The organism is Trichococcus pasteurii (genome assembly GCF_900112935.1).
Lineage (GTDB): Bacteria > Bacillota > Bacilli > Lactobacillales > Aerococcaceae > Trichococcus > Trichococcus pasteurii.
In genome coordinates this window covers 1-25,472 of record NZ_FONM01000009.1, presented here as the reverse complement: position 1 = coordinate 25,472, position 25,472 = coordinate 1, and the positions used below count along the sequence as shown (strand labels likewise).

Here is a 25,472-nt window from a genome sequence, read left to right as displayed (position 1 = left end):
TGAATCCTGTCCTTATCTATCATCCGGCCATTCTTTCGGAAATGGTCACAGCTTATCGTCAAAAATTAAGTACTAATCTTTTGCAGGCGCGTATAATTCTTGCAACGGTTTTGTGATGATGGCATTGACTTCTTCCATCAATTGGCTCAACTGTTGTTCTTTGGCCATCAAAGATTGGATGACTTCGTTGCCGGATGCTCTCTCAGCGATTGCTTGAGCAGATGCCACATCGTCATCAGTGATCGCTTGGCCTGTCATTTGTTTTTGTTGCAGTCCGATTTGGACATTACGGAACTCTTCAAACAATTGAAAAGCCACTTGATCTTCTCTCATAGCTGTATAAGCGGCAGACAACTCTGTAAAAACAGAAGCCTCACGCAGATTTTTTTCCAACTCATAAGCCGTATCATAAATATTACTCATTATCCCATTCCTTCCATTCGCATATTACATAAACTATAACATTATCCGAACAATAAAGCCATCAAAAAACACGAAAATACGTTCGGAAAAAAGAGCGTGATGAATCCCGGGTAGAAATCGAGCACTAAGAGGACTAACACAAAGCGGACGCTCTTTGTCCGTGTGTGGTAGTCAGCTTAGGCACAGATTTCTGGGATTCAGAACGCGTTTACGCAGAGCATGATGATTCGCGGTTAGGGGACGAGCACTAAGAGGATATTACGAGAACGGCCGCTCTTTGGCCGTGACGTAATATCAGCTTAGGCACTCAAACGTCACAGTGCGACGTTTGAGGTCTTTCGCAAACTGTTAAATAAGCCGAACGATTCCCTACAACAATATGCTCTGTTTATCCGATTCTTCCGCCTTATCGGACAACCCGCAAGACATTCGCTCTCCGTTTGTCCGATTCTTCCGCCTTATCGGACAACCCGCAGGGCATTCGCTCTCCGCTTGTCCGATTCTTCCACCTTATCGGACAACCCGCAAGACATTCGCTCTCCGCTTGTCCGATTCCCTACAATTATCGGACATTCCTTCAACAAGCATGTCAAAAAAAGACAAGCCATCGCAGCTTGTCTTTCCTCAAATCAATTTTTATTGCCCGAAAGCCTCATTCGCCCAATCGAACAATTTTTGCGAACCCTCGCCGATGCTTTGGCCGAACGAGCCCATTTCGTTCATGAACTCATCGAGACCATTTTTCAGTCCACTCATGATGCCACTGTCATAGGTTTCTTCGGCAGCAGCGACCGCAAATTCGGTCTGCGGGCTGATAGACAACAATGCGCCCATCTCAGCACTGTACAAATTCGCCATCGTCTTTCCGGCATTGTTCAGATTGTGGGCTTCATTGGTTTCGTCATATCCCAACCAGGTTGCGACGACAAGATCCGGTGTATACCCCACCATCCATTGCGACTTGATGTAGCCTGTTTCCCGGTCAAGCTCTGTCGTGCCGGTCTTGCCGGCGATCACCATGCCGTTCGATGGTTGCGCAGATGCCCCGGTTCCGCCATCTGCATACACACCCATCAGCATGCTCGTCATTTCCTCCGCGACTGCGGCTGTCGTGACCCGGTTCGTTTCCGGATTCGTATTGTCCACAATCACCGCTCCGGTCGCATCCACAATCTTCGTGATGAAACGCGCTTGCGTGCGCACCCCTTCGTTCACGAATGTCGTATAGGCACTGGCCAACTGCACCGGTGTTACCCCGGTACTCATCCCTCCGAGCGCAATCGCGCCCAGATTCTCATCCGCTTCGCCGATGGAGATGCCGAAGTCCTCCAGCTTGGCGATGCCTTTTTGGATGCCCAGCTTGTCCAACAGCCACACTGCGGACGTGTTCTTGCTCTCCGCAAGCGCTTGGTACATCGGCAAAGTGTCATACAGACTGTTTTGGTCATAGTTCCAAACGGAATAATCGTCATCGCCGTAAGTCAAGGAATCATCATCCATCACATCCGCATCGACTTCGAATCCGGCCTCAAGAGCCGGCGTATAGACGGACAACGGTTTGATTGTCGAACCCGGCGCCATGGTCATCTGGGTCGCCCGGTTGAAGGTCCGGAAACCTTCATAGTTCGTTGCTCCGACGACCGCAAGCACATCCCCTGTGGTCGGTTCCAAGGCAACTGAAGCACTCTGCAGCAGGGTTCCGTCATCGGCAGCCGGCAGATAGGCATTCGCATAGGCATCATCCATCTGGTTCTGATAGTCCTGATCCAAGCCGGTGTAAATTTTGTAACCCCTGTTCAGCAAGTCCTCTTCATCCAAGCCATAGGTATTGATGGCCTCATTTATGACCGCATCGAAATAGTAGGGATAGTTATAACCGCTGTCGGCATAATAGTTATCCACCACATTGATATCTTCAGCGATTGCGGCGTCAGCAGTGGCTTGATCGACAAAAGTATTGTCAGCCAGCAACTGCAGGACCGTATTTCTTCTGTCAGTGCTCGCTTCATAATTATCGATCGGGTTGTAGTAGCTCGGCGACTTCAGGATTCCGGCCAGAACGGCCGCTTCCGACAAGCTGACTTCGCTCGCCGATTTTCCGAAGTATTTCTGCGAAGCATCCTCGACGCCCCACACCCCGGAACCGAAGTAGGCGTTATTCAGGTACATCTCAAGGATTTCGTCCTTCGTGTATTTGCTTTCGATTTCGAACGCCAAAAACAGTTCTTTGGCTTTGCGGATCAGCGTCTGATCCAGAGTCAGGTAGGCATTTTTGGCCAGTTGTTGGGTAAGCGTCGAACCCCCACCGACGATATTACCGCCATTCAGCACGAAACCGACAGCGGCACGGCCGATTCCGATTGGGTCAACCCCTGTGTGCGTGTAAAAGCGTTTGTCCTCCGTAGAAACGACGGCAGTCTGGATGTTCGGAGAAATCTGGTCAATCGTCACGAACGTCCCTTTCTGCGAATAGAGTTCCCCGGCTTCATTGCCGTAGCGATCGTAGATGACCGTTGTCTGTTCCAGACCGGCCTTGAGATTTTCGACGTTGGCTGTCTTTGCCAAGAAAACAAGATAGGTACTGCTGATCAAAGTACCAATCAACAAAAACAAGACAATAAATTTGTTTATCCGGTATTTCCGCCAGAGGTTTTTGCGTTTCTCGTTGAAACGGGCCCACCCGGCTTTGAAAATTTCTTTAAATGGTTTATTTTGCATTTTTTCATCCTTCTTCATTTATTACATCCCCCCGGATTGCTGAATGCCTTTGCGGTGCGTATGACAGTGGAGCAACGACATAAGATTGTCACATGAAAGCACATCGCGACAGCAGGATTCCGTATCATAGTAACAGGAATCGCTCAAATAAGAAACCGACTTAAGTCGCAGAAGTGCGCTCGTGTTGCAATTTCTCTATTTTGATTTATAATTTTAGCATAAGTATCGTTTTGAAATAACCGAATTTTGCTTAAATAATTATTAAGGTAGGTGGCACCAGTGGGACAGAACGCATCAGATGGCAATCATCTGTAGACCAAAAGAATTTTCGAAAACGTGTATTTTCAGGGATTCTTTTGGTCGCATTCATTTGTTTCAGCGTGAAACCAGAGATCTCGTGAAGAAATTTCCTATTCAGGATCATTATTTCACAGGAGGTGAAGTCTGCTGTCCTTACAGGAAGCAGGCAATCAATTATGTCAATTGCAACCGGTTTACTATTATTTTTCCTCATCCTCTTCATCGCTTCATTTTTCGTCATGTCGGAATACGTACTGGTAAGGATACGTCCATCCCGACTGGATTTCCTGGTTGAAGAAGGGAATCCGCAAGCAAAATTATTGAAAAATATGACCGTGAAACTGGACAGCTATCTTTCAGCGACGCAACTGGGGGTTACGATAACTTCCCTTGCCCTTGGTTGGTTAGGGGACCCTACCTTTAAACGTCTGTTCGATACGCTTTTCGGCAACCTGCCGATTCCCAAAGCGATCGCGACCATCATGTCCTTCGTTGTTTCCTTCGCTGTTCTGACTTCCATCCAAGTCATCATCGGTGAACTCGTTCCCAAAAACGTTGCCTTGAGCCGTACGGAGAAAATGGGACTGCGCATCGCAAAACCTTTGAACATTTGGTACCGGGTGATGTACCCGCTGATTTTTGTGCTGAACAAAACCGCCAACGGCATTTCCAAAGCGATCGGGATGAAAACGATCGGCGAATCGGATGACAATGTATCCGAGGAAGAACTGCGCCTGATCATGAGCCAAAGCTTGAAGAGCGGGGAAATCAACCGCGAAGAATACCAATTCGTGGAAAATGTCTTCAACTTCGATGAGCGGATGGCGCGCGAAATCATGGTTCCGCGCACAGAAATCGTAGCGGTCGACTTCGACATGTCGCTGAGCGATATCGCAAATGTCGTCCAGCAGGAAAAATATACCCGCTATCCGGTCATGCGCGAGGATAAAGACTCGATAGTAGGCGTCATCAATACCAAAGAAGTCTTCGCCGCCTTTGTCGAAGCTGTCCAGAACAAGGACGAAAGCAAATTCACCGTCACTGACTTCGTTCGTCCGGTCATCACGGTCATCGAGACGATTCCGATCAAGGAACTCCTGGTGAAGATGCAGAAGGAGCATAACCAAGTCGCCGTTTTGATCGACGAATACGGCGGCACAAGCGGCCTCGTTTCGATGGAGGACATCGTGGAGGAAATCGTCGGCGACATCAGCGATGATTTCGAGACGAAAGATCAACCTGAATTCATCATGCTTGGCGAGAACCATTACCGCATCAGTGCCCGCATGTTGATCGATGATGTCAATGACCTGTTCGGCTTGGACATCGACAACGAGAATGTGGATACGATGGGCGGCTGGCTGCTGGACCAAAAATATGACGTCAAGGAAGGCGAAGAAGTTGAATACCACGGCTACCGCTTCAAAGCCATCCAAAAAGAGAAAAATTCGATCCTCGTCATCGATATCTTCACGACAAGGAAGCTGAAAAACCATGTTGAATCTGCCGAATCGGAAGAAAAAGATGAACCCGAAGTAACCGAATAAGCAAATGAAAAAGACTTCGTGGCAGGCATTTGAGCCTACCGCAAAGTCTTTTTTTTGTCCATCAAAATGTATTAATGAAGGTGCCCAGTATCCAACTCCGGACGGCCTTTGAAGAAAGGCAGCACGGTCTTCGCGATCAACGGCAATTTGCCGACTTCATCGCTTTCGATCGTCCATACCAACAACGGCTCATGCAGGCTCAAACGCAGGATGAACCAACCTTCCCCGTACTGTCCGCTCAGATTCACGCGCACGCCCTCAAGATGGTCCGCAACCAACGCCATGTCCTCGGTGGCAGCGATGAAAGCGGCAAAATCTTTGATGATAGCATTGCCCACTTCAAAAATCGGTTCTTTGATGATCGTGAAGCGGTACTCCATCGTTTCAGCCGGTTGGCCTAGTGTTGCGATCAGATCGCCGAGACGCTTTCCTTCCGTTGACAACTGTGCATCGGCAATCAGCAGTTTTGCGATCAGGTAGGCGCCGTCATCCAGGAAATAATTCTCCTTCAGTGCCGCATGCCCGCTCGTTTCGATCGCCAAGACCGCATTGATGCCCGCTTCATTCAATTCGATGCCGCGGTTGATGACATTCCGGTAACCGGTCAGATAGCGGTCCTGGACCCCGCCAAGGCCCGTGATGAACGTCTCCAGATGAGCAGAAGTCGCGGAATTCGTTACGATCGTCGCGCCTGGTTCTTCATTCAACAGCACCGCTGAAATCAGCGCAATCAGATTGTTGCGGTTGAACGCTTTTCCTTCACTGTCGACGATCGCTGAACGGTCCACGTCCGTGTCGAAAATGATTCCAAGATCGGCTTTGTTTGCGATCACAGCGTCCTGGATGCTCTTCATTGCTGCTTTATTGTCAGGGTTTGGGACGTGATTCGGGAAAGTGCCGTCCGGATCCAGGAATTGGCTACCAGAAGTGTCGGCTCCCAAGGGTTGCAGCACCCGATCCACAAAGAATCCGCCCGCTCCGTTGCCGGCATCCACGATGATGTGGCGTCCCGCCAACGGTTTTTCAGGATTTTCCGCTGAAGCGATGCCTTTGCGGATCTTATCCTGGAGATCGGCTGCGTAAGCCGAAAGCAGGTCCATCTCGGTCACAACGGCCGCTTGTTCTTTTTCCGCAAATGCTTCAGGCATTTCATAGGCGTATTCCAAAATTTCTTCGATATCCTCGTGCTCTGCTCCACCCGTTTTGGTGAAGAATTTCAGTCCATTGTACTCAAAAGGAAGATGGCTGGCGGTGATCATGATTGCTGCATTCGTCTCGTAATCTTCGTACTGCGTCGACATGAACATCGCCGGCGTAGTGCAAAGGCCGACATCGATGAGCTCGATGGCATAAGGCGCCATCCCTGCCATAAGTGCAGCTTTGATGTCCCCACCGGATAAGCGGCTGTCCTGTCCGATCGCAATTTTGACTTTCTTTTCGCCGTTCAGGCTGATGTTTTTCCCTTTTTGCAGCCACTCCACAAAACCATATCCGATGCGCGTCACTTTGTCCGCCGTCAGCGTCGCTTCATGTTTTTCTGTCGAAATCGCAATCCCACGAACATCCGATCCATTCTGTAAGGCCAATAATGCAGCTTTTTCCATCATTCCATCCCCTTTTCGATTTTCCGTTACATCCATTATACCTATTCGACTGCAATAAAAAAAGAACGGCCGAAGCTTTTTTGCTTCGGCCATTCTTTTTGTGATGCCCATCAAATGTGGAAGGTCTTACCCTTTCAATTTGTCGTTCTCATAAGTGTGGGTCAATTCCAGATTGGGGAACCCTTGCTGACGCAACGCTTCATAGACGATCATGCAGGCTGTGTTCGAAAGGTTCAGGGAACGCACATGCTCATCATTCATCGGAATGCGCAAACATTTTTCAGCATTTTCCTGCATGAACGATTCAGGCAGGCCGGTCGTTTCCTTTCCGAAGATGAAGAAGACATCCTCGTCCTTCGTGAAGTCGGCTTCGCTGTAGATGCGGTCGGCGAACTTTGTGATCAGATACAGTTGGCGCTCGCCCAAATAGTCAAGGAATGCCGCCAGATCCGCATGATGGATGATATTTACGTCATGCCAGTAGTCGAGCCCGGCACGTTTCAGCTGCTTATCGTCGGTTGAAAAGCCCAATGGTTCGATCAGATGCAACGTTGTGTTGGTTGCTGCGCAAGTGCGCGCGATATTTCCCGTATTCGCAGGGATCTGCGGTTCAAATAGTACGATATGGTTGGTCATAAGTGAGGCTCCTTCATTCTGTCAGATTAATCTTTTTCTTTGATTTCAAGTATTTTCAGATAAGCCTTCTCCATTTCGGCTTTGGTTTCTTCGTCCGTTTCGATTATAAGCCGTTCGGAGAAAAATGCCAACAATTCCGGGTTGGCTTCGCGCACGATTTCCGCGATGGCCCAAGCGGCCGTCCCGCGCAGCACCGGCCGGGGATCCTGTTCGATCATCCGCAGCAGTTCCGGGATCGCCGTCCGGTCACGGTAATTCGCCAAAGCGATGACCGCGTTGCGCTGCAGCGGTTTCTTGCCGCGCCATGAGCCTGCCAGATGTCCGAATTGCTCCTTGAATTCCCGGTTCGAAATCGTCAGCATCGGTTGCAGCACAGGCGTGACGCTTTCCGGTTCCGGCTCCATTTCCGGATGCAGGTGATGATCCATGCCCCGGTTATACGGGCAGACCTGCTGGCAGATATCGCATCCGTAAATGACGTGGCCGATTTTTTGGCGGTACTCTTCCGGCATGTACCCTTTTGTTTGCGTCTGGTAGGACAGGCAGATGTTCGGGTTCAATTGGCCGTTGCCGAGAATCGCCCCGGTCGGACAGAAATCGACACAACGCGTGCATTCCCCGCAGCCGAAGACACCCGGCTCATCCGCAGGGAAAGGGATGTCGGTGATGATTTCCCCCAAATAGACGTAGGACCCGAATTCGCGCGTGATCAACAGTCCGTTGCGGCCGATGAAGCCCAATCCGGCCCGTTGCGCCACCACGGTATCGATCAGCTCGCCAGTGTCCACCATCGGCTTGAAGCGGGCACCCGGAACCTTTTCCTGGATGAAGGCAATCAAGCGGTCCATCCTTTCGCGGAGGATGACATGATAGTCGATCCCCCAGGAAGCGCGCGAGAAATTACCGCGGCGTTCCCCGCGCACCCGCTCAGCCTTTTCGGTCATTTTGCTCGGGTAGGCCAGCGCAATCGAAAGGATCGCTTGCGGATTGTCGAATATCCGGTCCGGATAAATGCGTTCATCCAGAACCGGGTGCTCAAATCCGACCGTATGGCCCTTCGCATGCTGCTCCTTCAAGCTTTCCAACATATGTTCAAAAGGTTCGGCAGTCGTGAAACCTAGTTTATCGATTCCCAGCTTTTTGCTTTCTTCTATTATTTCAGCCTTCAATGCGGCAAAATCCATTTTTCCTGCTCCTGACAGTCAGTATTTTGTGTACCGTTCGGTGCCTTCATCGACTTCCGAAAAAGATTGCGAAAATACGCACAAAAAAACGTATCGTTTCGGTGTCAGGCACGGCGAATGCGATACGTTGGTCAAGGTCATTTTGTGGAACAAAACGATAATAATGGCTACAAAATGATATACGTATTATAGCACATCACACCACAGTGTCAACATTTTTCAGAAAATCGGTCCATATTCCGGTTTTGTGAAAATCAGATCGCTTTAGTTGCGACCAAAAGTGTGACTGCCACAGTGACGGACTTCAAAGGATTTGCCGCCGCGTTTGCCAACGCCGTTTCAGAAGCACCCCAAGACAACGGCGTCATTTCCATCAGCCAGCTGTAGCTTTGTGCATCGAGAGCCACGCTATAGAGCACTTCTTCGCTGACTGCATCCGGATAGATATCGTAGAATCGGTTCACTACCTGTTGATTGTCGTACTCTCTCTTTGTGGCATCCAAAGCATACAACTGTTCCCGCAACTCAATCAGATACTGAGCATTCGGCACAACTTTGATGACCTTGCCCCCCGGCTTCAAAACACGGTCGAATTCCTGATACTGCGATGGTGAAAAGATGTTCAAGATGACATCAAAAGCACTCTCTGCAAAAGGTGAATGCGCCAGATCGGCCACACACCAGAAAGCATCCGGGAAAAAGTTGCTGGCCGCCAATTGGATTGCATCCTTCGAAATATCAAAGCCTATTTTCGCTCCCTTTAAGCCTTTTTCGGTCAAATAATGCAGATGCGACCCTTCCCCGCAACCGACATCCAGAACCGTCGCCGACTCCGGCTTGTCGATATGGGCATATACGTCATCCAGCAACGGGAAAAAGAAACCGGTGTCCGCCAAATTTTTCCGGCTCGAAAGCATCTCCTTGCCGTATTCGTTCTGGCCGCCCTTCATCAGCAAATGCAGGGTCCCCTTTTTTGACACATCAAAATGATGTCCATTCGCGCAGACGACACTATGCCCCTCCACCTTTTCAAAGTCCCCTTTGCAGATTGGACACTGGAAAAGATCCCGATGCTGTTTCAGATAAAGACTGCCCGCTTCAATTTTTTTCATAAATACTACCCTTTCTCGGCCTCTTCCGTTCACACGGTGTCAGGCGTTCACTGTCTCAAAACTCCTTTAACAGTTTACCATAGAACCCGTTTGGAATCAGCTTTTGCTTGATTGTCGCTTCTTTTCCGCCTTTTGGAACCGGCTTCATTTTGGTGGAAATCTGGTCTCCGTAGGTATATACTGAGGGTGAACGAAAGGTTCAACAAAAAGAAAGGAGATTTTTCAAATGTCAAATGAGTTACGCAAAAGCAACAGTTTCTTCGACCTGCTGTCGGACACCGGATCGATGTTCCAAAATCGTTTTTTCCAGGAAATAAAATTGGACGTTCATGAAACCGAGGACAACTATCAAGTGACAGCCGATCTGCCGGGCTACAGCAAAGAGGATATCACTGTGGATTATGACAACGACATTCTCTCCATTTCAGCCGTCCGCAAATCGGAAAAAATCGAAAAAGACGATAAAGGACAAATCATCCGCCAAGAACGTTCTTCGGGTTCCGTCCACAGGGAAATTTATCTGAAAGGCATCAACGAAGAAGACATTACAGCTACTCTGACGGATGGTGTCTTGAACTTAGTGCTTCCGAAAAAAGAACCTACTGTACTTTCCAAACGTAAAATTGAAATATTCTGATACATAAAGAAAAACCGAGCAAACCGCCTTCTTGGCTTGCTCGGCTATTTTTTTACCTCAAATCGAAAAGCTTCACTTGAACAATCGGATATTAAGAGATAAAATACATCCATGGATAAAATATATCTACGAAAGAAGGCGAAAATGATGAAAATGAAAAGCGGCGTGGAACAAGCCATCTGCATACTGATCATGCTGGCGACCCAAATCGATCAGCATCCGATCAAGAGCGCCATCCTGAGCAAGCGTTTGTCCGTCTCCGATTCCTATCTGAAGAAAGTGATGCGTTCCCTTGTCGTTTCTGGATTGGTCGATTCCGAATCCGGCAAAGACGGCGGATTCAAATTAAAACTGACTCCAGAAGAAATCACGATGCTGCACATCTATGAAGCGATCGAAGGAACGCACAGCTTTGTCCGGCCGACTAATCTGGCCGAAAAAGTGTTCCTGCGCGCGGAAAAAATCAAAGACAAAAAAAAGGAAGTCCTCGCAGTATTCTTCGATGCAGAGCAACAATTCAAAGCCCGCTTGCAGAAATACACACTCGATTCGCTCTTGGTCGAAGGCTCTGATAGGGTCGACACCGTAGATTGGGAATCCATCGTCCTGTCTGCAGAAATTTAAATGAAGGAAGTGCACTAGCTTGTTGAAGCAAGAATGGAAGTCAATTTTCAAAACGAAAAAAATGTTAATCATCCTGTTCGGGATCAGTTTGATCCCTTCCCTTTACACCGTGCTGTTCCTCAGTTCCATGTGGGATCCCTACGGCAAATTGGCCGAACTGCCGGTCGCTGTCGTGAATCAGGACAAGGCCGTTTCCTATAATGAGGAAACATTGGCTGTGGGCGACTCGCTTGTTGCCGGCTTAGAGGAATCCGAAGCCTTGGACTTCGATTTCGTCTCTCAGAAAGAAGCGGAAGCCGGACTGGCTGACGGCAGCTACTACATGGCGCTCACCATCCCGGATGATTTTTCTAAAAATGCGACTACCTTGTTGGATGAAACGCCTAAACCGATGGAATTGACCTACCGGACCAGTGCAGGCAGGAGCTACATCGCATCCAAGCTGACAGCTTCTGCAGCAAATGAAATCAAGGACACCATCTCCGATGAGGTGACCGCCATCTATGCGGAAACCGTTTTTGACAAATTGCAGACTGTCGCGGAAGGGATGACGGCAGCCGCTGATGGCAGCGGGCAGCTCAGCGACGGCACTGTACAGATCAAAGAAGGCAACGAAAGCTTGACCGAAAACCTCGAGACGCTTGCGGACAGTGCCCTCACCTTCCGCGACGGTGCCGAGACGCTGGCAGTCGGCCTTCAAACGTATCTGAGCGGAGTCGCCCAGTTGGATGACGGCGCCACGGCATTGAACGATGGCACATCCAAACTGGCAGCTACCATGCCAGCCTTGCAAACAGGCGTCAGTCAATTGAACGATGGCGCGGCAGCAACGGCAGCCGGCAGCGCATCGCTAAGCAACGGGCTTTCCAGCTTGGCCACGAACGGACATACCCTTACGGCAGGTATGGATTCCTTGAACAGCGGCATGGACCAGTTGGCGGAAGGCAGCGAAGCTTTGACTGCTGGCTTGGCGGCACTGAATACGAGTCTCACAAGTGCTGAGCAACAGTCAAAACTGGTTGCATTGCAAAGCGGTCTCGACCAAATGAAAATCGGCATCGAAACGCTCGACAGTCAGCTGCAACAGTCCAATCTATCATCGGATTTGGCGACCGCCCTAGCCCAACTGGACGGCTTATCCACTGCGCTTGCGTCTTTCCAAACCGAACTCAACACCATCACGGCTGCTACGGACCCCGTCAGCAATTCCGCAGCCATCATGGACGCGATTGCCCAAAGCGGCACCCCATTGACCGCTGAACAGGAAGCAGCCGTCAGCCAAGCCGTCTCGGAACAGCTGGAGAGCATCGCGACCGAACAGTCCGGTTCAATCCAAACGATTGCAACCGGCCTCACTTCCCTTTCCGGATTGAGCGGAACCGATGCTTCTGCCATCGGCCAGCAAATAGCCGCACTCCAGTCCAGCATCAGCAGCCTTGCCACCGGCTACGCCGATCTCTATGGCGGAGCTACAGCATTGGTTTCAGGCTTTGGCCAAATCAGCCAAACCAGCACAGCCCTTCTGTCCGGTTCCCAATCATTGCAGGCAGCCATCGGAAGCGCCCAAAGCGGCTCTCAAAAGCTCGCTTCCGGCATGAGTCAGCTCACAGCCGGCTCCGAGCAATTGGCTGAAGGCGGGCAGAGCCTTGCAGAAGGCAATGCACAAGTAAGCGCCGGCCTGAATTCACTGAATAGCCAGACCGGACCCCTCGCAGCAGGCGCAATGGAGCTTCAGGAAGGGACGCAAGCGTTGGCGGATGGGACGCTGCAGCTTGTCAAAAACGGTAGCTTGCTGAGCGATGGCACGAGCCAGCTTGCAAACGGTGCTGTGAAAATAAGTGACGGCTCGGGTCAATTGGCTGAAGGATCAGAACAACTGAATGCCGGACTGACGACATTGTTGAGCGGCACAGATGAACTCGGCGCAAAACTGCTGGATGGCAGCACCGCTCTGAACGAAGTCGATGCCACGGAAAACACCTACGCGATGATGGCCGAACCGGTCATCGCGAACCAGATCGAAACGGCGCCGGTCGTCAACAACGGCACCGGCATGGCTCCCTATATGATGTCGGTCGCCCTCTTCGTCGGCGCAATCAGCCTGAACCTGATGTACGACAGCTTTACCCCTCGGAAATATCCGAAAAACGGAATCAGCTGGTGGGCCAGCAAAATCTCTGTCCTTGCAGTTGTCGGCGTGTGCCAATCTCTCATCATGGTCGCGCTGCTAGTGAACGTGAATGGATTGGCACCAGCTTCGATTGGAAAAACGCTATTGCTCACCATTTTGACCGCGCTCGTCTCGGTCTCGATCGTCATGCTCTTCAATCTGCTGTTTGATAAGGTCGGCTCTTTCTTGATGCTGATCTTCCTTATCCTGCAGTTATCGGGGTCCGGCGGCACTTATCCGATCCAGTTGTCCAACAGCTTCTTCGAGGCGATCCATCCGTATCTGCCGATGACGTATTCGATTGATGCCTACCGCCAGCTGTTCGGCATCGGCGGAAGCATCTCCACGGACCTGGTCGTATTGCTGACAATCCTGATCGCCTTCAATCTGCTGATCATCCTTTTCTACTCCATCAAACGGAAACAGTTGCGGGAGGAAGACTTTGAGCACGAGGAAAAATCGGCCGCTCTGGAAACCCAAACTGCTTAAAAAAGACTCTATGAATGTCAAAACACGCACAACCTCAACAGGATGTGCGTGTTTTCCTTTTTCTTTTCTGGGTGCGTACAGCACCAGTGACGCTACTGTTGCACCTGCTCCGATGAACAGTTGCTTTGCCGAAGTTCAGCCAATATTCTGGTTGCCTGCTCCGATAAGGCGAGCTTCGCCGGAGTTGCTTCTGAAAGTTACCTTCGTACTCCGGTGAACGGCCCCTCACCGGAGCTGAGGAGCATTTGCATCACGTTCCTCGAGTCGGGGCAGTTGTCCAAACTTATTCCGCCAATATGTTTTCCCCGTTTGTGGCAATCACTTCTTTGTACCAGTCGAAGGATTTTTTCTTTGAACGTTCCAAAGTACCGTTGCCCTCGTCATCCAGGTCGACATAGATGAAGCCATAACGTTTGCTCATCTCGCCCGTGGATGCGGACACAAGGTCGATGCAGCCCCAAGGTGTGTAGCCGATCAGGTCCACCCCATCAAGAACGGCTTCATGCATCGCCTTGATGTGTTCCTTCAGATAGTCGATGCGGTAATCATCCTGTACTGAACCGTCTGCTTCCTTGACGTCCTTTGCACCGAGACCGTTTTCGACGATGAACAACGGAACTTGATAACGATCCCAAAGATCATTCATGGAAACACGCAAGCCCATCGGATCGATCTGCCAGCCCCATTCGCTCGCCTTCAGGAATGGATTTCTGACACCATTCATCAGGTTGCCTGAGGCCGCATCACTTTCACCCTGCTCCCCGACTTCATCAGTCGCCATACTCATGTAGTAACTGAAACCGATGTAGTCAACCGTATAATTTTTGATCAGGTCCAGATCGCCTTCCTCCATGACCGGCGCTTTGGCATCGTATTCCTGCAGCAGACGGTTCGTGTAAGTCGGATAAGCTCCCCTTACTTGCACATCGCTTGTGAAATAGTCGAAAGCTCTCTCTTTGAATTGCGAAGAAAACTGGTTTTGCGGATGAGCATTCAATGGATAAAAAGGCGCATAGATCTGCATGCAGCCGATTTGGATGTCTTCGCGCAGCTCATGCCCGATTTTTACAGCGAGAGCACTTGCGACGAATTGATGGTGCCAAGCCTGAAAACGGTTCGTGAAGTCATCGGAACCCGTGCTCGGAATCAGCCCTTGCGACAAGGTCGGAAATTCCAAGGCCGAATTGATTTCATTGAACGTCATCCAATATTTCACTTTTGATGCAAAACGTTCCAGAACGACTTTGGCGTAGCGCTCGAAGAAGCCGACAATCTTGCGGTTTTTCCAGCCACCGTATTCCTTCGCCAGATGCAGCGGCATTTCGTAGTGGGACAAAGTGATGACAGGTTCGATCCCGAATTTCAAGCATTCATCAATCAGCGCTCCGTAGAAATCCAAACCTTTTTCATTCGGTGTCTCCTCATCGCCTAACGGGAAAATCCGGCTCCAAGCGATCGAAAAGCGGTAGGCTTTGAAGCCCATTTCAGCGAATAAGGCGATATCTTCCTTGAAACGATGGTAGTGATCGATCCCGATATGGTTCGGATAACCATATTTTTCCTTGTCGATCGTCCAGTCGAATTCCTGCGAATTCAAAATGGCGAAACGTTGCTTCCCGCCCGGCATCGCATCCGCAACGGACGGCCCTTTCCCGTCTGCATCGAAAGCTCCTTCACACTGATTTGCGGCAGTCGCACCGCCCCAAAGAAAATCCTTTTTGAAACTCATCATAATTGCCCCCTTTTTTTCATTCGTTTAACTGACTCAACTCTACCACTTAACCTTGACTTTAAGTCAACAGGAAACAGGAAATTTTATCCATTTGAAAATTTCGCTTGACTTAACCTTAACTTTAAGTTGTAAGCTTTGCCTATAAAACAAATTATGCCAAGCAGAGGTGAAAAAAAATGAATATTTCAGAAGCAGCAGAAAAATCAGGGCTGACCGCGGTGACCTTGCGTTATTACGAACGAATCGGCTTAATCCCGCCTGTAAAACGCGGCAACGGTGGCGTCCGGTTATATGAAAAATCCGATCTCGGGTGGATCGATTTCATCAAATGCATGCGCAATGCCGGTTTGTCGATCGAATCCTTGATCGAATACACCGCTTTGTTCGATCAGGGAACGGAAACCGTCGTTGCCAGGAAGGAAATCCTCATCGAAGAACAGAAAAAAATGGAAGAACGTTACAACGAACTAGGAAAAACACTGGAAATACTGAACAAGAAAATAGAACACTACGAGCAGGAACATTCTTGAGAACTGCACTTACAACCAAAAGGAGCGATTTTGATTTGCATACACTACAAACAACAATCATAGACAAAGTGAACAGTCCCGCAGACGTGAAGACACTGAACCTCGTTGAGATGGAACAATTGGCTGGAGAAATCAGGTCTCTTGTATTGAACAAAGTCAGCCAGGTCAGCGGCCATGTCGGCCCTAACTTGGGTGTCGCCGAATTGACGATCGCTTTCCATCATGTTTTCGATTCGCCAAAGGATAAAATTGTCTGGGATGTTTCCCACCAGTCCTACCCTCACAAAATTCTGACAGGCCGCAAACATGGCTTCGTCGACAAAGAGAACTTCCATTCCGTCACCGGATACACTTCCCAGTACGAAAGCGAACATGACTTCTTCACTGTGGGGCATACTTCCACATCCATCAGTCTCGCTGTCGGAATGGCGAAAGCGCGGGACCTGAAGAAGGAAACGGGAAATGTCGTTGCCTTGATCGGGGACGGTTCACTGAGCGGCGGGCTCGCCTTCGAAGGGCTGAATAACGCCGCAGAATTAGGATCCAATCTTATTATCATCGTCAATGACAATGAAATGTCGATCGATGAGAATTTTGGCGGTCTTTATCGTTCATTGGCCGAGCTGCGTGCGACAAATGGCGAAGCAGCCAACAATCCGTTCAGAGCATTGGGCTTTGATTACCGCTACCTCGAGGAAGGAAATGATTTGGCGAAAATGATCGAAACCTTCCAGTCTATCAAAGACATCGATCATCCAATCGTGCTCCATGTCCACACCGAAAAAGGCCACGGCTACGAAAAAGCAACTCAGGAAAAAACGAACTACCATTGGCGTTCACCTTTCAACCTGGAAACAGGCGAAAGCCTAGGATCGGCTGGAGGGGAATCCTACAATTCAATCATCATGGATTATCTGATCAAAAAGGTCGATGAGGATGAAATGAAACTGGCTGCAATCAATGCGGCCATCCCGGGCATGTTCGGCCTAAAAGCCTTCCAAGCCGCGCATCCGGAACATTATTTCGATGTCGGCATCGCCGAAGGCCACTCGATTACGTTTGCGGCTGGGTTGGCTTCCCAAGGCGTCAAACCGGTCGTTTTCCACTCGAGCACCTTCCTGCAGAGAGCCTATGACCAGTTATCGCACGATCTGGCCATCAATGAATTGCCGGCCGTACTGATCATCAGCGGTGGGAAGATCTCAAGCGGGGCGGTGACGCATAACGGACTGTTCGACATTCCATTGATCAAGAGCATCCCTAATTTCAACTATCTTGCGCCGACAAGCAAGGAAGAACTGCTTGCGATGCTGGATTGGGCGCTGCAACAGGAAAAAGGGCCGATTGCGATCCGATTGCCGAACGGACCGGTTGTCTCCAGAGAAAATACACTGGCTGACTTCCAATCGCCAACTTATGAAATAATCCGCAAAGGCAAAAAAGTAGCAGTCTTGGCGCTCAGTTCTTTCCTTTCCCTCGGCGAACGAGTCGCTGAGCAAATGAAGGCTGAAACCGGTGAGGACATCACCGTGATCAATCCGCGCTCCATCACCGAGGTCGATGCAGATACGCTGAAGGAACTGGAAGCGACCCATGACTTGGTCGTCACGCTCGAGGACGGTTCATTGGCTGGAGGCTTCGGCGAGCAGATTGCTTCCTTCTATGGGGCCTCAGCTGTCAAAGTTTTGAATTTCGGCGCGAAAAAAGAATTTACCGACAATGTTCCGCTCGAAACGCTTTATGAGCAGTTCCATCTGACGCCTGAATTGATTGTAAAGGATATGTTGGAAGCTCTGGCTTAAACCATTTTACGGCATTACCCTGTCCCGATAATTTCATCACTACATCAAAAAAATCCCTTCCGACGTCAGTTGCACAACGTCGGAAGGGATTTTTTGGTTCGACTGGTCCGCAAGCAGCACTAATCAGCCATTTTTTTGCGCTACCGCGTTCACCGCCTCGATGGCTATATTTTATATCGATTGTGTTGTCGGACGGACAATCATTTCACTGACGGACATGCGATCTGGCGTGTCGATCGCAAATACTACTGCCATAGCGATATCTTCCGACCTCAAGCCTCGTTCTACTTGTGCCTTGTGCACTTCCTCGGCAATCTGGCTGTCGCTGATCGTTTTGTACAATTCTGTTAGCACAGCCCCTGGGGAAATGATGGTCGATTTGATATTATTCTTGCGTTGTTCTTGACGCAATCCTTCCATGATGGCGCGCACGGCAAATTTTGTGCCGCAGTATACCGCTGAATCAGGATAGACAACATGCCCTGCTACCGAATCGGTCGAAATGATGTGACCAAATTTTTGCTCTGCCATCAATGGCAGCACTGCAGAAATGCCATTCAATACACCCATGATATTGATATCCAACATTTGTTGCCACTCGTCACGGCGACCTTCAACCAATGGTGCGGTAGGCATAATCCCGGCATTGTTGAACAGCACATCGACATGGCCGTAAGTTTCGACAGCCAAATCGACCACATTTTTTACATCCTCATAATTGGATACATCCGCTGCCTTGTAAACAAGTTCTGCGTCCGGCAATGAATCTTTGATTTCAACCAGGCGTTCTTCGCGGCGTGCCGCAATCACCAGTTTTGCCCCTTTTTCAGCCAATAGCCGTGCGGTCGCTTCACCGATTCCGCTTGAAGCACCCATGATGATGACCACTTTTTCTGTCAATGATTTCATTTTATGTTCCTCCTCTGATTCTTTGATGGTTTTACCTTAACACTTAACCTAAACATTAAGTCAAGCCGGATGGTCATTTTTTTTGTAGGAACCATAACGGGCTTCATGCTGTTGTATTGGTTTTGTTTTCCAGCTATGAAAACTGGAAATATCTTTAATGCGGGAGACTCTCTTCGGAAGCCTTCAGATTGCCTTCAAAGCTTTTGATTTTTCCGTTCAGCCTCTCGATCGTTTCACCGATTTCCTTCTGTTTGGCAAGCAGTTGATCTCTTTCCCTGATCAAAATATTTTTGCGCGCTTCATCCGACTCTTTCCCGTTTCTGAACAACGTCGTATATTCGATGAGGGACTCGACCGACATCCCCGAGCTGCGCATGCATTTGATGAAATCGATCCAACCAAGATCGTCTTTTTGGTAATCCCGGACCCCGCCGTTTTTGCGGGTAACTGGCGGTATCAGGCCCTCGCTTTCATAATAACGCAACGTTGCAGCAGTGAGCCCGGAAATTTTTGCAGCTTCAGATATATTCATAACTCAATCACCCTTTCTCGCATACAGTATACAACAAATGTATGCATTTGTTGCCAAAAGAAGTCTGAAAGAACTCCCACACATTCTGGGTTCTTTCAGACTTCTTTTTTTTATAATGCATCGAAAATTGTCAATCTGTGCCCCTGAATCAATTACTGAGCAACAGGTGTCAGCTCCTGTATATCCAGGTTATCGCTGGACAATTCCATGCCGTTTGTTTCGATGACTTTTTTGTACCAGTAGAATGATTTTTTCTTGGAGCGTTCTAAAGTGCCGTTGCCTTCGTCATCCCGGTCCACATAGATGAAACCATAACGCTTGCTCATCTGGCCGGTGCTGGCGGCGACCAAGTCCACGCATCCCCAAGTCGTATAGCCCAGCAACTCGACTCCATCGATTTCGACCGCATCCGTGAAAGCTTCGATATGCTTGCGGAGATATTCGATCCGGTATTCGTCATCGACAAATCCGTTTTCATCCGGGATGTCTACCGCGCCCAAACCGTTTTCGACGATGAAAAGCGGCTTTTGGTAACGGTCGTACATCTGGTTCAACGAATTGCGCAGACCCATCGGATCGATTTGCCATCCCCACTCGGAAGATGGCAAGTTCGGATTCTTGATGGTCGCAAAGATATTCCCGGTCGTCTGTTGGTAATCTTCAGCGTAGGCGCTGACTGTACGGGATGAGTAATAAGAGAATGATACGAAATCCACCGGCGCGGAAGCCAGGATGTCTTTGTCTTCCGGCTCCATCTTGATTTCCAAGCCTTCACGCTCAAATTTCTTAAGGGCGTAATTCGGGTATTTCCCGCGCGCTTGCACATCGATGAAGAAGTAGCCTTCGCGGTCGCGGTCGATTGCTTCCTTATAGTCCTCCGGGCGGCACATGTACGGATAGTGGTTCCCGCCGGCCAACATACAGCCCACTTTGTTGTTCGGATCGATTTCATGCGCAATCTTTGTGGCAGCTGCACTCGCGACCAACTGGTGATGGGCAGCCTGATATTTGACCTGTTCCTCGTTTTCACCCTCTTCAAAGATGATGCCGCCACCGACAAATGGTTGGTGGAGCAGAATATTGATTTCATTGATCGTCAGCCAGTAATTCACCAATCCTTGATAACGCGTCAGTACGGTTCTAGCATATTTGACGTAAAAACCGATCAAATCGCGGTTGCGCCATGAGCCGTATTGCTTGATGAGATGCAAAGGCACATCAAAATGGGCAATCGTGACTAAAGGTTCGATGTCGTATTTCCGCAGTTCCTTGAAAATTTCCTCGTAGAAACGCAGCCCTTCCTCATTTGGCTCCCGATCGTCGCCGTTCGGAAAGATCCTCGTCCAGGATAAGGACATCCTGTAGACTTTGAATCCCATCTCTGCGAACAGTTTGATGTCCTCCTTGTAGCGATGGTACATATCGATCGCAGCTTTCGCGGGATAATAATGATCCTCATCCCACTCAAGCATTCTTTGCTTGCCGGCCGCAACCAGCTTGCGATCCGGTCCGGTCGGCATAACATCAACGTTCGACAGCCCTCTTCCGCCTTCAAGCACGCCTCCTTCAGCTTGGTTGGCGGCAGTTGCTCCGCCCCATAGAAAATCTTTAGGTAACGCCATAATTTCTTTTCCTCCCGTTTAAATGTGAACCGTCAGCATCACATTGTTGCTATTTTTAATTCCCAGATCATCGTGTTTTACATCGCTATAGTTCCCTGTATTCGTTACGACTACAGGTGTTTGGGTCACGTAACCGGCTTCGCGGATGCTTTCCAGATCGAACGTCAATAGGGTCTGGCCTTGCTTGATTTGATCCCCTTGCTTGACATGTGCTTCGAAAAATTTTCCGTTTAAGTCAACGGTGTTAAGGCCTACATGAATCAGCAGTTCCACGCCATCATTGGACAGAAGACCGATGGCATGCTTTGTAGGGAACAGACTGACCACATCACCGTCGAAAGGCGCAATGACTTTTCCTTCAACAGGTTCAAAGGCTACCCTTTTGCCCAACATTCCAGCGGAAAAGGCTTCATCCTGCACTTCAGACAGCGGCAACATTTCTCCGTTGATTGGGCTGTTGATGCTGACAGTTGCAACTTGGATAGTTTGAGTCGCTGTCGATTCTTGCGGTTCTTCATTATCAGCAACCACAATCGCTTTCTCATATTTCAAACTCAGCAAGTAAGTTGCGATGGCTGTCGTGACTGCACTGATGGCGATTGCGATGAGAATATTGTAAAGGTTTGAAATATCTTCCCCGATGTACAAAGGAATCGCCGGCAAACCGGATGATCCTGTCGCATATCTCGAAGCACCGCTCAAACCAGCATACAATCCGCCGGCGCCTCCACCGATCATCGTTGCGATCAGCGGATATTTTTTCGGCAAAGCGATACCGTACAACGCCGGTTCCGTAATACCCATCAAAGCAGTGATCCCGCTTGATGTGCCAAGCAGCTTTTCGGACTGTACTTTTGTGACACGGCTTGTAACCAGTGCGGCAACGCCTGTCGCGATATTCGAAACCATCGCGCCCGGTCCAAAAATATTCGCATATCCGACAGAAGTCAATTGGATGACGTCCAAAGGGCCAACGCTTGTATGGATACCGAACATAACCATGATCGGCAAGAACGTTCCGACGATGACTGCCGGTGCCCAAGGAGCAACGCCACGGATGATCTCAAATGCCAAAGCGATGTATTCACCCACATAAGATCCGATCGGTCCGACAGCTACTAAAGCAATGATGCCTGTCAAAAGGATCGTGAACATCGGAACGAAAACGATTTTGACTGCATTCGGAATGACGCGGTTAAAGAATCTTTCGATGTAAGACTGGACGATGACGATCAGCAAAATCGGAATGACGCTGGATCCGTAATTCACCAGGCGCATCGGCATGGCAAAAATTTCCACCGGATTCCCTTCCGTGATCAATCTTCCCATATTTGGATGCAGCAACACGCCGGCCAAAGCCATCGCAAGATAAGGACTGCATTTCAATTTTCTGGCTGCTGTGGAAGCCAACAAGAACGGCAGGAAATAGAAAACGGCATCAGCCATGAAATTGATTACGAAATACGTTTGGCTCTCATTGGAAATAACTTTGAACAATACCAATAATGCAAGTAACGCTCTGATCATACCGGCTCCACTTATCGCAGGGATAATCGGTGTGAATGCTGAAGAAATGAATTCGACTGCCAAAAGGGCAGCATTTTTCTTTTTGTTATCCGAAACGTCGGCTGACTCAGTCATTTCCCCAAGCAATGGTTGAATTTCATCGTATACCTCACTGACATGCGTGCCGATCACAACCTGAAATTGCCCTCCGCTGTTGATGACTCCCGCAACTCCGTTCAATGCTTTCAATTCAGCTGCATTTGCTTTTGATGCCTCATAAAGATCAAAACGAAGTCTGGTCTGACAATGTATCAGATTACGGACATTTTTTTCTCCTCCAACCAATCCAACGATTTCTTTCGCTAACTGTTCGTACTTTTTACTCATCCGGGAAACCCCTCTCCTTTTTTGAATAGCGCGCTTTCGCTTTACATACTGAATATACGTTCCGAGGGGTGCCTTTACAATACATCAGAGCCAAGTCGGAACAGCGTTTCACGGAAACGTTCAACTTCATAGGAATACGCGAAATTTTGCGAAACGTTTTCATTAAATTTCATAACAGAAGAAGCTTTCTGATATAATACATGTTGAAGCATATCGCAGCTGCAGAATACAAATGCGAATCGGAGGTGTATCCATGAAACTGCTGCAAAAAATCGAGGAGTACACAATCCTGTACACAGACTCCCGGTCACAAATAGCCGAGTTCATAATGCAGAACAAAAACAAACTGAACCAATACACGATGAACGACATCTCTCAACAAACCTACTCATCAAAAGCAACGCTTGTGAGGTTCGCCAAATCATTGGGATTCAGCGGTTGGACGGAATTGATCCGGACACTGATCGAAGAAATCCGTTACGAAGAAATTCATTATTCCGACATCAGTCCCAATATTCCTTTCGATAGAAACGATTCCTTCTCCGAAATCATCAAAAAAATCGCTACGATCCAAGTCGAAAGTATCCACGATACCGCCGACCGTTTCGACTCCATTGTCCTTGAAAAAGCAGTCGATAAATTGGTCGGTGCCAACAGAATCGTTGTGCTGGGGATGAGTCCGAACAATTTGCTGGCACAACTGTTCCGCAGAAAGATGATCTCAATCGGAAAAATTGTGGAAGTGGCGGCTCCTGGGGAAACCGGCATGATTGCTTATTCTCTCACCAATAGAGATGCTGCAATCTTGATATCCTACGCGGGAAATGATGTTTCACGCGAACCAATGAAGTTCATTCCAGAAATGAAAGAAAAAGGAGTCAAACTGATCGGCATCACCAGTGACGGGAACAATTACATGAGGAAAGAAATCGATACCGTCCTGACCATCTCCTCCAGGGAGGGCCTCTACAAAAAAATCAGCAGTTTCTCGACCGAGGAATCCATCCTTTTCATTCTGAACGTTCTTTATGCAGGCTATTTCTCAAAAGATTACCTGAATAATTACAGTTACAAATTGAAAAATGCTACAAGACTTGAAGAACCACGCCGTATCCGTCAGTTGGATCTGAAGGAATAAAAGGAACATTCATTTTTGATCACATACAGAAAAAACCATTCGTCGCACTCATTGCGATGAATGGTTTTTATTTGGAAGTGACGGGCACTCCTGCCCATCATTACTTTCGTTCGATCTAGATTCTGGAAAGCTCCAGATAAAACGGAATGATATCCACAAAACTACCATCATCCATTTTGAAGCCTCCCGGAATGGTCCCCAACTCTTTGAAGCCCAACTTCTTATAAAGATGGATCGCTCCTTTGTTGTTGGCAACAACGGCATTGAACTGCATGATGCGGAACCCTGACTCCTTGGCCATCTCCAGCGAATGCACCACAAGTTTTTCGCCGATACGCTTCCCTCTTTGATCAGCTTTGACCGCGTAAGAGGCATTCGCGATATGACCGCAACGTCCGATATTGTTCGGATGAAGAATATACAAACCAACTATTTCGCCATCTTCTTCCGCAACGCCGGAAAACGTCTGATCTGCGAAAAAGGCTGCTGCTTCCTTGTCTGATAGATTATTTTCTTGGGGGAAGTACTGGCCTTCCTTGACGATATGATTCCAAATTTTGGTCATTGCCCCCAAATCAGTGTCGCTATATTTCCTGATAATGATACCCATTGCTCTGCCCACTTTCGCATATAAATTCACTGATTATATTATAACCCAAACTGAGATTCGCTATGCAAAAAAAAGCTCCCAACGATGATGTCATCGTCAGGAGCTTTTTTTGTGTGATACCGGCGGCCGGGGTCGAACCGGCACGCCCTCGCGGGCACTGGATTTTGAGTCCAGCGCGTCTGCCAATTCCGCCACGCCGGCATGATAATAAATTAATTACGATAGATCACCTATCGGAAAGGCGGTAACCGGATTTGAACCGGTGATAGAGGTTTTGCAGACCTGTGCCTTACCACTTGGCTATACCGCCGAGATATTGCTATTTGAAAAAACTGGGCTAGCTGGATTCGAACCAACGAATGACAGAGTCAAAGTCTGTTGCCTTACCGCTTGGCGATAGCCCAATAAAGAGGGCGACCGATGGGAATTGAACCCACGAATGCCGGATCCACAAACCGGTGCGTTAACCACTTCGCCACGATCGCCATGATATTAAGTTAAACAACAGGGGTAGTAGGACTTGAACCCACACTGACGGTTTTGGAGACCGTAGTTCTACCTTTAAACTATACCCCTATGTTAAAAATTTAATCAAAAAAATGGAGGGAGGCAGATTCGAACTGCCGAACCCGAAAGAGCGGATTTACAGTCCGCCGCGTTTAGCCACTTCGCTATCCCTCCATCATATAAAAAATGGTCCGAGACGGATTCGAACCGCCGACACCTTGAGCTTCAATCAAGTGCTCTACCAACTGAGCTATCAGACCAGAATAAAAATTAAAAACGGCTCCGACGGGATTTGAACCCGCGATCTCCTGCGTGACAGGCAGGCATGTTGACCCCTACACCACGGAACCAATGGAGGTTGACGGGATCGAACCGCCGACATCCTGCTTGTAAGGCAGACGCTCTCCCAGCTGAGCTAAACCTCCATAATGCTGGTAATTATGATCCGTACGGGAATCGAACCCGTGTTACCGCCGTGAAAGGGCGGTGTCTTAACCGCTTGACCAACGGACCAAGAAATTAATTATACTGGGAAAACGGAGAGTAAGGGATTCGAACCCTTGAGACAGTTTAACCCGCCTACACGATTTCCAATCGTGCTCCTTCGGCCGCTCGGACAACTCTCCAAGTTCCGATAAAATCTTATTCATATCAAATGCATGAGACTTAACCGAAAAACTCCGCAAGTAGGACTCGAACCTACGACATCATGATTAACAGTCATGCGCTACTACCAACTGAGCTATTGCGGAA

Annotated in this window: 19 protein-coding genes and 12 tRNA genes; 7 read left to right on the top strand and 24 right to left on the bottom strand. The window is 48.8% G+C overall.

All coding sequences use genetic code 11. The features are described from left to right. Positions 1-72 precede the first annotated feature (72 nt). Positions 73-423, bottom strand: a complete 351-nt coding sequence (locus BM184_RS08760; RefSeq protein WP_086943447.1) for a YlbF family regulator — start codon at positions 421-423, stop codon at positions 73-75. Between the two features lie 636 nt (positions 424-1,059). Beyond that, positions 1,060-3,141, bottom strand: coding sequence for a PBP1A family penicillin-binding protein (locus BM184_RS08755; RefSeq protein WP_409373511.1), 2,082 nt, complete (start codon positions 3,139-3,141; stop codon positions 1,060-1,062). 476 nt (positions 3,142-3,617) lie between these two features. Here BM184_RS08755 and BM184_RS08750 point away from each other — a divergent pair, with 476 nt between their 5' ends. Further along, positions 3,618-4,988 (top strand): hemolysin family protein, encoded by a 1,371-nt coding sequence (locus tag BM184_RS08750; protein WP_086943449.1) that lies wholly within the window; start codon positions 3,618-3,620, stop codon positions 4,986-4,988. Positions 4,989-5,059: 71 nt separating this feature from the next. Here the strand turns inward: BM184_RS08750 and BM184_RS08745 are convergent, their stop codons facing one another. From BM184_RS08745 to BM184_RS08730, 4 genes are all read right to left on the bottom strand, one after another. Further along, complete coding sequence (locus tag BM184_RS08745; RefSeq protein WP_375152992.1) at positions 5,060-6,592, bottom strand: phosphohexomutase domain-containing protein; 1,533 nt, start codon at positions 6,590-6,592, stop codon at positions 5,060-5,062. Positions 6,593-6,718: 126 nt separating this feature from the next. Further along, entirely contained in the window at positions 6,719-7,228 is a 510-nt protein-coding gene (gene trmL, locus BM184_RS08740; protein ID WP_086943451.1) for a tRNA (uridine(34)/cytosine(34)/5-carboxymethylaminomethyluridine(34)-2'-O)-methyltransferase TrmL, read from the bottom strand. Between the two features lie 26 nt (positions 7,229-7,254). Then, positions 7,255-8,412: a tRNA epoxyqueuosine(34) reductase QueG gene (gene queG, locus BM184_RS08735; protein WP_086943452.1), complete on the bottom strand. Its 1,158-nt coding sequence runs from the start codon at positions 8,410-8,412 to the stop codon at positions 7,255-7,257. 254 nt (positions 8,413-8,666) lie between these two features. After that, complete coding sequence (locus BM184_RS08730; protein WP_086943453.1) at positions 8,667-9,524, bottom strand: methyltransferase domain-containing protein; 858 nt, start codon at positions 9,522-9,524, stop codon at positions 8,667-8,669. 226 nt (positions 9,525-9,750) lie between these two features. Between BM184_RS08730 and BM184_RS08725 the strand changes: the two genes are divergently transcribed. From BM184_RS08725 to BM184_RS08715, 3 genes are all read left to right on the top strand, one after another. Beyond that, positions 9,751-10,161, top strand: a complete 411-nt coding sequence (locus tag BM184_RS08725; RefSeq protein WP_086943454.1) for an Hsp20/alpha crystallin family protein — start codon at positions 9,751-9,753, stop codon at positions 10,159-10,161. Positions 10,162-10,305: 144 nt separating this feature from the next. Next, complete coding sequence (locus BM184_RS08720) at positions 10,306-10,785, top strand: RrF2 family transcriptional regulator (protein WP_245830760.1); 480 nt, start codon at positions 10,306-10,308, stop codon at positions 10,783-10,785. Positions 10,786-10,804: 19 nt separating this feature from the next. Next, the gene (locus BM184_RS08715) at positions 10,805-13,444 is read left to right on the top strand and encodes a YhgE/Pip domain-containing protein (RefSeq protein WP_086943456.1); all 2,640 of its coding nucleotides are present in this window, start codon (positions 10,805-10,807) and stop codon (positions 13,442-13,444) included. Between the two features lie 283 nt (positions 13,445-13,727). Here the strand turns inward: BM184_RS08715 and BM184_RS08710 are convergent, their stop codons facing one another. Continuing rightward, the gene (locus BM184_RS08710) at positions 13,728-15,176 is read right to left on the bottom strand and encodes a glycoside hydrolase family 1 protein (protein ID WP_086943457.1); all 1,449 of its coding nucleotides are present in this window, start codon (positions 15,174-15,176) and stop codon (positions 13,728-13,730) included. A 176-nt stretch (positions 15,177-15,352) separates the two neighbouring features. Here BM184_RS08710 and BM184_RS08705 point away from each other — a divergent pair, with 176 nt between their 5' ends. Both BM184_RS08705 and BM184_RS08700 read left to right on the top strand, forming a co-directional pair. Then, positions 15,353-15,706 (top strand): MerR family transcriptional regulator, encoded by a 354-nt coding sequence (locus BM184_RS08705; protein WP_086943458.1) that lies wholly within the window; start codon positions 15,353-15,355, stop codon positions 15,704-15,706. Positions 15,707-15,741: 35 nt separating this feature from the next. Further along, on the top strand, positions 15,742-17,508 hold the full coding sequence (locus BM184_RS08700) for a 1-deoxy-D-xylulose-5-phosphate synthase (RefSeq protein ID WP_245830762.1): 1,767 nt from the start codon (positions 15,742-15,744) through the stop codon (positions 17,506-17,508). Positions 17,509-17,679: 171 nt separating this feature from the next. Here BM184_RS08700 and BM184_RS08695 read toward each other — a convergent pair whose 3' ends face one another. From BM184_RS08695 to BM184_RS08680, 4 genes are all read right to left on the bottom strand, one after another. Then, positions 17,680-18,417: an SDR family oxidoreductase gene (locus tag BM184_RS08695; RefSeq protein ID WP_086943459.1), complete on the bottom strand. Its 738-nt coding sequence runs from the start codon at positions 18,415-18,417 to the stop codon at positions 17,680-17,682. A 154-nt stretch (positions 18,418-18,571) separates the two neighbouring features. Beyond that, entirely contained in the window at positions 18,572-18,949 is a 378-nt protein-coding gene (locus BM184_RS08690) for a MerR family transcriptional regulator (protein WP_086943460.1), read from the bottom strand. Positions 18,950-19,101: 152 nt separating this feature from the next. After that, positions 19,102-20,571, bottom strand: a complete 1,470-nt coding sequence (locus BM184_RS08685) for a 6-phospho-beta-glucosidase (protein ID WP_086943461.1) — start codon at positions 20,569-20,571, stop codon at positions 19,102-19,104. Positions 20,572-20,589: 18 nt separating this feature from the next. Further along, positions 20,590-22,464, bottom strand: coding sequence for a beta-glucoside-specific PTS transporter subunit IIABC (locus BM184_RS08680; RefSeq protein WP_086943462.1), 1,875 nt, complete (start codon positions 22,462-22,464; stop codon positions 20,590-20,592). A 253-nt stretch (positions 22,465-22,717) separates the two neighbouring features. On the opposite strand from BM184_RS08680, the gene BM184_RS08675 reads away from it, so the two are divergent. Further along, positions 22,718-23,602 (top strand): MurR/RpiR family transcriptional regulator, encoded by an 885-nt coding sequence (locus tag BM184_RS08675; protein ID WP_086943463.1) that lies wholly within the window; start codon positions 22,718-22,720, stop codon positions 23,600-23,602. 115 nt (positions 23,603-23,717) lie between these two features. On the opposite strand, the gene BM184_RS08670 is transcribed toward BM184_RS08675, so the two are convergent. From BM184_RS08670 to BM184_RS08610, 13 genes are all read right to left on the bottom strand, one after another. Further along, positions 23,718-24,212 (bottom strand): GNAT family N-acetyltransferase, encoded by a 495-nt coding sequence (locus BM184_RS08670; protein WP_086943464.1) that lies wholly within the window; start codon positions 24,210-24,212, stop codon positions 23,718-23,720. A gap of 117 nt (positions 24,213-24,329) precedes the next feature. Continuing rightward, a tRNA-Leu gene (locus BM184_RS08665) sits at positions 24,330-24,413 on the bottom strand. Between the two features lie 38 nt (positions 24,414-24,451). After that, positions 24,452-24,522 (bottom strand) — tRNA-Cys (locus tag BM184_RS08660). A gap of 22 nt (positions 24,523-24,544) precedes the next feature. Further along, positions 24,545-24,616 (bottom strand) — tRNA-Gln (locus BM184_RS08655). An 8-nt stretch (positions 24,617-24,624) separates the two neighbouring features. Next, a tRNA-His gene (locus BM184_RS08650) sits at positions 24,625-24,697 on the bottom strand. A gap of 20 nt (positions 24,698-24,717) precedes the next feature. After that, a tRNA-Trp gene (locus BM184_RS08645) sits at positions 24,718-24,788 on the bottom strand. A 24-nt stretch (positions 24,789-24,812) separates the two neighbouring features. Beyond that, positions 24,813-24,893, bottom strand: a tRNA-Tyr gene (locus BM184_RS08640). A 13-nt stretch (positions 24,894-24,906) separates the two neighbouring features. Next, positions 24,907-24,979, bottom strand: a tRNA-Phe gene (locus tag BM184_RS08635). Positions 24,980-24,996: 17 nt separating this feature from the next. Then, positions 24,997-25,069 (bottom strand) — tRNA-Asp (locus BM184_RS08630). A 2-nt stretch (positions 25,070-25,071) separates the two neighbouring features. Further along, positions 25,072-25,144: transfer RNA gene (locus BM184_RS08625), tRNA-Val, on the bottom strand. Positions 25,145-25,160: 16 nt separating this feature from the next. Beyond that, a tRNA-Glu gene (locus BM184_RS08620) sits at positions 25,161-25,232 on the bottom strand. A gap of 24 nt (positions 25,233-25,256) precedes the next feature. Beyond that, positions 25,257-25,345: transfer RNA gene (locus BM184_RS08615), tRNA-Ser, on the bottom strand. Positions 25,346-25,397: 52 nt separating this feature from the next. After that, positions 25,398-25,471 (bottom strand) — tRNA-Asn (locus tag BM184_RS08610). Position 25,472: the final 1 nt, after the last annotated feature.